Origin of the sequence: Pseudoalteromonas sp. SWN29 (genome assembly GCF_015864465.1) — a bacterium.
GTDB lineage: Bacteria > Pseudomonadota > Gammaproteobacteria > Enterobacterales > Alteromonadaceae > Pseudoalteromonas.
This window is the reverse complement of the sequence record NZ_JADYXE010000055.1, coordinates 20,162-27,757: the sequence shown is the minus strand read 5'-3', so window position 1 is coordinate 27,757 and position 7,596 is coordinate 20,162. Positions and strand designations below refer to the sequence as shown.

The following is a 7,596-nucleotide window of genomic DNA, read 5'->3' as shown; positions in this document are numbered from 1 at the left end:
GTTTTACCGTGGTCAACGTGGCCGATTGTACCAACGTTTACGTGCGGTTTTACGCGTTCAAACTTTTCTTTTGCCATCTTAAAAAATTCCTAATAAAGAAATTAAAGCCTGACTCACTATTGAGCCAGACAAGCTAAAATTATATAACAGCGCGAGCTGAAATTATTGTATCTGCAACATTTTTAGAGGCTTCAGCGTACTTCACAAACTCCATAGAGTATGAGGCACGGCCTTGTGTTGCAGATCGTAAAGCAGTCGCATAACCAAACATTTCAGAAAGAGGAACTTGCGCATTAATTTGCTTAAGTCCACCTAATGCATCTTCCATGCCTTCGATTATGCCGCGGCGACGATTTAAGTCGCCAACTACATCACCCATATTTGAATCAGGAGTGAGTACTTCAACCTTCATTACTGGCTCTAAAAGTACAGGGTCAGCTTTACGCGCCCCATCTCTCATTGCCAATGAACCTGCTATTTTAAATGCCATTTCATTCGAATCTACATCATGGAATGAACCATCATATAAAGTCGCTTTAACGCCAAGTAATGGGTAGCCTGCCAGTACACCTTGAGACATTTGCTCTTGGATACCTTTGTCTACCGCAGGAACGAACTCTTTAGGAACAGACCCACCTACGGTTTCGTTAACGAACTCGTAAATTGGTGACTCATCATCCGTAATGTCCATCGGTTCAAGTTTAAGCCAAACGTGACCATATTGACCACGACCACCTGACTGACGTATAAACTTCCCTTCAACCTTAACAGTTGAACGAATAGCTTCTCGGTATGAGACCTGCGGCTTACCAACGTTACATTCAACACTGAATTCACGTTTCATACGGTCGACGATGATATCTAGGTGAAGCTCACCCATGCCAGAGATTATAACCTGGCCTGATTCTTCGTCAGTTTGTACGCGAAAAGAAGGGTCTTCAGCAGCTAGTTTACCTAGTGCGATACCCATCTTATCTTGGTCAGCTATAGTGCGAGGCTCAACCGCAATAGAGATTACTGGTTCAGGGAATTCCATACGCTCAAGCGTAATAATAGAATTCGGATCACACAGTGTTTCACCTGTTGTTACGTCTTTAAGACCAATAGCTGCCGCGATATCGCCTGCGAAAACTTCTTTGATCTCTTCACGAGAGTTTGAATGCATCTGTACGATACGGCCAAGTCGCTCACGCTTACTTTTTACTGGATTATATACCGTGTCACCCTGTTTAACAGTACCAGAGTAAACACGGAAAAAGGTCAAGGTTCCAACAAACGGGTCTGTAGCAATCTTAAAAGCGAGTGCAGCAAACGGCGCTTTATCATTAGCAGGACGTTCTTCCTCAGTACCATTTTCTAAGATACCTTGGATTTGTTTCACTTGCTCTGGCGACGGCATATATTCAACAACGCCATCAAGCACAGCTTGAACGCCTTTGTTTTTAAATGCGCTACCACAAGTAACTGGAACAATCTCATTAGCTAATGTTCGTTGACGTAAAGCATTTTTAATTTCTGCTTCACTTAACTCTTCACCTTCTAAGTATTTATCCATTAGTTCTTCTGTTGCTTCAGCAGCGCTTTCAACTAAATGAGAGCGCCATTCTTCAGCTAATTCCAGAAGTTCTGCCGGTATTGCCTCATATGAAAAAGTCATACCCTGGTCCGCTTCGTTCCAGTTAATCATTTTCATTTTTATGAGGTCAATAACACCTTTAAAGTCGTCCTCAGCGCCTACAGGCAACTGAATTGGAACAGGTGTTGCTCCAAGACGAGATTTCACCTGACTAACCACAGCTAAGAAGTCAGCGCCCGTGCGATCCATTTTATTTACGAAGATCATTCTCGGAACTTCGTATTTGTTCGCTTGACGCCAAACTGTCTCAGTTTGCGGCTGTACACCAGATGAAGCACAAAGAACAACTACCGCACCATCTAGTACACGTAAAGAACGCTCTACTTCGATAGTGAAATCTACGTGTCCTGGAGTATCAATAATATTGATACGATGGGCGTCAAATTGAGCGTCCATCCCTTTCCAAAAACACGTTGTTGCAGCAGAAGTGATTGTGATACCACGCTCTTGTTCCTGCTCCATCCAATCCATAGTTGCAGCGCCATCATGTACTTCACCGATCTTATGAGAAAGACCTGTGTAGAACAGAACACGTTCTGTTGTGGTGGTTTTGCCTGCATCTACGTGAGCAACAATACCTATATTACGATAGCGCTCAAGTGGAGTTGTACGTGCCATATGATCCTCTTAAAGGTTAAAGACAGATTACCAACGGTAATGAGCGAATGCTTTATTCGCTTCAGCCATACGGTGAACGTCTTCACGTTTCTTAACCGCAGTGCCTTTGTTGTCAGCAGCGTCAACGATTTCTTGAGCTAAACGTAAGCCCATAGATTTTTCGCCACGCTTACGTGCAGCGTCTACTAACCAACGCATACCTAATGCGTTACGACGAACTGGACGTACTTCAACTGGTACTTGATAAGTTGAACCACCAACACGGCGAGATTTAACTTCTACCTGTGGGCGGATGTTATCAAGTGCAGTTTCAAAGATTTCTAGGTGCGACTTGCCTGATTTCTCAGCAGCCACGTCTAGCGCACCATAAACAATTTTTTCAGCAGTAGATTTCTTGCCGTCTAACATTACGATGTTAACGAATTTAGCAAGAAGTTCCGATCCGAACTTAGGATCTGGAAGAATTTTACGTTGACCGATTACGCGTCTTCTAGGCATTTTGTATCTCCGGTTTATTCAGGTTTGCTCTTTCGAGTCAATCACCCAAAACAATAATTATATATATTTAGTGCTTGGCCTTACTAACGGAATACAATTAGCCTTTAGGGCGTTTTGTACCGTATTTAGAACGAGCTTGACGACGATCGCTAACGCCTGCACAGTCAAGTGCACCACGAACAGTGTGAAAACGCACACCAGGTAAATCTTTAACACGACCACCACGGATTAGGATTACACTATGCTCTTGAAGGTTATGACCTTCACCGCCAATGTATGAAGTTACTTCGAAACCGTTAGTTAAACGTACACGTGCTACTTTACGTAACGCCGAGTTAGGTTTCTTAGGTGTAGTTGTATATACGCGAGTACATACACCGCGCTTTTGCGGACACGCTTTTAGTGCAGCTGAGTTACTTTTCGTAACCTTGCTACGGCGTGGCTTACGCACTAGCTGGTTAATAGTTGCCATTTAAATAGCTCCTGAAATTAAAATTACTACTGAAAAAAATAAAAAATCCGCCCTTTATTTACGAGCCTGCATTGAGCACACAAGTAAATGGGTGGCGGAATTTTAATGAGCAAAGTTTAACCTGTCAACCTAAACTAACCGTAAGACAGCATATAACTGTCTCACGATTACTTAATCTATTGATTAAGAACAGTTTATTGATTTCCAGACAAATCAGCATTTAGAGCGTCTGTAAGTGCTTGAGTTGCCTCTTCTGCACTTACTGTTTGCTCTTCTACTACTACTTTGCTTTGTTTACGGCGAGCCATACGTTCTTGATGATACGCAAAACCGGTACCGGCTGGGATCAAACGACCCACAATTACGTTTTCTTTAAGACCGCGAAGCTCATCGCTCTTACCATTCACTGCCGCATCTGTAAGAACACGTGTTGTCTCTTGGAAAGACGCTGCAGAGATGAAAGATTCTGTTGCTAGTGATGCTTTTGTGATACCCATTAACTGGATTTCATACTTAGCTGGTATCTTACCTTGTTTTTCAAGGTCACGGTTTGCGATATTAACGCGCGCCACTTCGATTTGTTCACCGGCTAAGAAGTCAGTATCACCGCCGTGTATGATGGTACATTTACGAATCATCTGACGGATAATTGTTTCAATGTGCTTGTCATTGATCTTAACGCCTTGCAAACGGTAAACCTCTTGCACTTCGTTAACGATGTAGTTAGCAACATGAGTCACACCACGTAGGCGTAAGATGTCATGCGGTGATTCAGGACCATCGGCGATAACTTCACCTTTAGACACTTGCTCACCTTCAAACACGTTAAGTTGACGCCACTTAGGAATCATTTCTTCGTAATGATCACCTTCAGCTGGAGTAATAACTAAACGCTTCTTACCTTTAGTCTCTTTACCGAAGCTAATAGTACCTGTGATCTCAGCTAATATAGCTGGTTCTTTTGGCTTACGAGCTTCAAATAAGTCGGCTACGCGTGGTAGACCACCCGTGATATCACGAGTTTTCGAACCTTCTTGTGGAATACGTGCTAACACGTCACCTGGGTTTGCTGTAACGCCGTCAATAACTTCAATCGTAGTGAATGAAGGAAGACGTGTTTCTTGCAGACCGCGCTCTTCACTTTCGATGATAAGCTTTGGTTCTTTCGTATTTACTTTAGCAAGATCTTTAACAACTACACGGGTTAAACCAGTTAGTTCATCAGTCTGTGCTTCAGTATTTGAATCATCGATATCGCTGAACGATACTTTTGACTTATGCTCAAGAACGATTGGGTGACTATGCGGGTCCCAAGTAGCAACGATATCGTTACCTTGAACTTCCGTATTGTCTTGCACTGTTAATACCGCACCGTAAGGTACTTTATAGCGCTCTTTCTCACGACCATAACTATCAATGATAGTAATTTCCGTAGAACGAGAAGTAATAACAATCTTACCGTCTGTGTTAAGTACGTACTTAGAGTTATGAAGTTTTAATGTACCGTTAGTTTTAACTTGTACATTATTTTCTGCAGACGCTCTAGATGCCGCACCACCGATGTGGAAGGTACGCATTGTTAACTGTGTACCCGGCTCACCGATTGACTGTGCCGCGATAACACCCACTGATTCACCAGCGTTGATGATATGACCACGTGCTAGGTCACGACCATAACAGTTAGCACAAACACCAAAGTCATTATCACAAGTGATAACAGAACGTACACGAACTTCATCTACTGAATGCTCTTCTAAAAGATCACACAGTTTTTCGTCTAGCATGATATTACGTTCAACAAGCACTGTATTAGTACCTGGAATTACAATATCTTCAGCAACAACACGACCTAGAACACGTTCACGAAGTGGTTCTACAACATCACCACCTTCAATAAGCGGTTTCATTGTTAAGCCATCTTTTGTGCCACAGTCATCTTCATTGATTACCAAATCTTGTGCAACGTCTACTAGACGACGCGTTAGGTAACCCGAGTTAGCTGTTTTAAGTGCTGTATCGGCAAGACCTTTACGCGCACCATGCGTTGAGATGAAGTACTGAAGTACGTTTAGACCTTCACGGAAGTTAGCTGTGATTGGCGTCTCGATGATTGAACCATCTGGACGTGCCATTAGACCACGCATACCCGCCAACTGACGAATCTGTGCAGCACTACCACGAGCGCCTGAGTCGGCCATCATAAACACTGAGTTAAATGACGGTTGCTCTACTTCTTCACCTTGTGCATTGATAACTGTGTCTTTCGACAAGTTAGACATCATCTCACGTGATAAGTTTTCGTTTACACGTGACCAGATATCGATAACTTTGTTGTACTTTTCACCAGCCGTTACAAGACCTGATTGGAATTGTTGGTTGATTTCAGTAACTTCAGCTTCAGCTGATTCAATTATCTGTGCTTTAACCGGTGGGATAACTAAGTCATCAATACCGATAGAAACACCTGACTTCATTGCATAATGGAAACCGGTGTACATAACTTGGTCAGCAAAGATAACTGTATCTTTAAGACCTAGACGACGGTAACACTCATTCAATAAGCCAGAAATCTGCTTTTTACCTAGCGGCTGGTTGATTGACGCAAACGGCATGCCTTTAGGTAAAATTAGAGACAGAATTGCACGACCAACAGTTGTATCGATAACAGTGATAGTGTCTTCTACTACGCCGTCTTCGTTTTTAACTGATTGACTAATACGTACTTTCACGATTGCGTGAAGGTCTGCATTGCCACTGCGGTATGCTTTTTCTGCTTCTTTTGGATCTTTAAATATCGCGCCTTCGCCTTTAGCGTTAATGCGGTCACGAGTCATGTAATAAAGGCCCAATACAACATCCTGTGAAGGAACGATGATTGGCTCACCATTCGCAGGAGATAGAATGTTGTTTGTTGACATCATCAATGCACGAGCTTCAAGCTGCGCTTCGATTGTTAACGGTACGTGTACCGCCATTTGGTCACCATCGAAATCGGCGTTGTACGCCGCACATACTAATGGATGCAAATGAATCGCTTTACCTTCGATAAGCACAGGCTCAAACGCTTGGATACCCAAACGGTGAAGTGTTGGTGCACGGTTAAGTAATACTGGATGTTCACGAATTACTTCGTCAAGTACATCCCATACTTCCGGAACTTCACGTTCAACCATCTTCTTAGCAGCTTTGATTGTCGTAGCCATGCCGCGACGTTCTAGTTTGCCATAGATGAATGGTTTGAATAGCTCTAGTGCCATCTTCTTAGGAAGACCACATTGGTGAAGCTTAAGTGTAGGACCAACTGTGATTACAGAACGGCCTGAATAATCTACACGCTTACCAAGTAGATTCTGACGGAAACGACCTTGCTTACCCTTGATCATATCAGCAAGAGATTTAAGAGGACGTTTGTTAGAACCTGTAATTGCACGACCACGACGACCGTTATCAAGTAGCGCATCTACCGCTTCTTGTAACATACGTTTTTCGTTGCGTACAATAATGTCTGGTGCTGCTAAATCTAGTAGACGCTTAAGACGGTTATTACGGTTAATAACACGACGGTAAAGGTCATTTAGATCAGATGTCGCAAAACGACCACCGTCTAGTGGTACTAATGGGCGTAGATCAGGCGGCAATACTGGAAGTACTGTCATGATCATCCACTCAGGGTTATTACCTGATTGGTGGAACGATTCCATTAACTTAAGACGTTTAGTGATTTTTTTACGCTTAGTTTCAGAGTTAATTGTTGGTAACTCTTCACGCATCTCAGCAATTAATTGAGCAAGATCGAGTTCACGAAGCAAGTCTAAAACTGCTTCAGCACCCATCTTAGCTTCAAACTCATCACCATGCTCTTCTAGTGAATCTAAGTATTCTTCTTCACCTAATAGCTGACCACGCTCAAGCGTTGTCATACCAGGCTCAGTTACTACGAATGATTCGAAGTAAAGAACACGTTCAATATCACGAAGCGTCATATCTAGCATTAAGCCAATACGTGACGGTAATGATTTTAAAAACCATATATGTGCAACTGGGCTCGCAAGGTCGATATGACCCATACGATCGCGTCGCACTTTAGTGAGTGTTACTTCAACGCCACACTTTTCACAGATCACACCACGGTGTTTAAGGCGTTTATATTTACCACATAAACACTCATAATCTTTCACTGGGCCGAAAATACGGGCACAGAATAAGCCATCGCGCTCAGGCTTGAAAGTACGGTAGTTAATAGTCTCAGGTTTCTTTACTTCACCGAATGACCATGAACGAACCATGTCTGGTGAAGCAAGACCAATGCGAATTGCATCGAATTCTTCGGTCTTATTTTGTTGCTTCAGAAACTTAAGTAAGTCTTTCACCT

4 protein-coding genes and 1 pseudogene are annotated in these 7,596 nt (G+C 42.9%); all 5 read right to left on the bottom strand.

Features of this window, described 5'->3' with window-relative positions:
* Positions 1-77: pseudogene (locus tag I6F53_RS17385) on the bottom strand (GTP-binding protein); the annotation flags it as partial.
* Positions 78-139: 62 nt separating this feature from the next.
* Positions 140-2,254, bottom strand: coding sequence for an elongation factor G (fusA, locus tag I6F53_RS17380; RefSeq protein ID WP_165728275.1), 2,115 nt, complete (start codon positions 2,252-2,254; stop codon positions 140-142).
* Positions 2,255-2,281: 27 nt separating this feature from the next.
* Positions 2,282-2,752: a 30S ribosomal protein S7 gene (gene rpsG / locus I6F53_RS17375; protein ID WP_010392135.1), complete on the bottom strand. Its 471-nt coding sequence runs from the start codon at positions 2,750-2,752 to the stop codon at positions 2,282-2,284.
* Between the two features lie 97 nt (positions 2,753-2,849).
* On the bottom strand, positions 2,850-3,224 hold the full coding sequence (rpsL, locus tag I6F53_RS17370) for a 30S ribosomal protein S12 (protein WP_008165517.1): 375 nt from the start codon (positions 3,222-3,224) through the stop codon (positions 2,850-2,852).
* 194 nt (positions 3,225-3,418) lie between these two features.
* Positions 3,419-7,594 carry a DNA-directed RNA polymerase subunit beta' gene (gene rpoC, locus I6F53_RS17365; RefSeq protein WP_166420076.1) on the bottom strand — a complete coding sequence of 1,392 codons (4,176 nt, stop codon included), beginning with the start codon at positions 7,592-7,594 and terminating at the stop codon, positions 3,419-3,421.
* Positions 7,595-7,596: the final 2 nt, after the last annotated feature.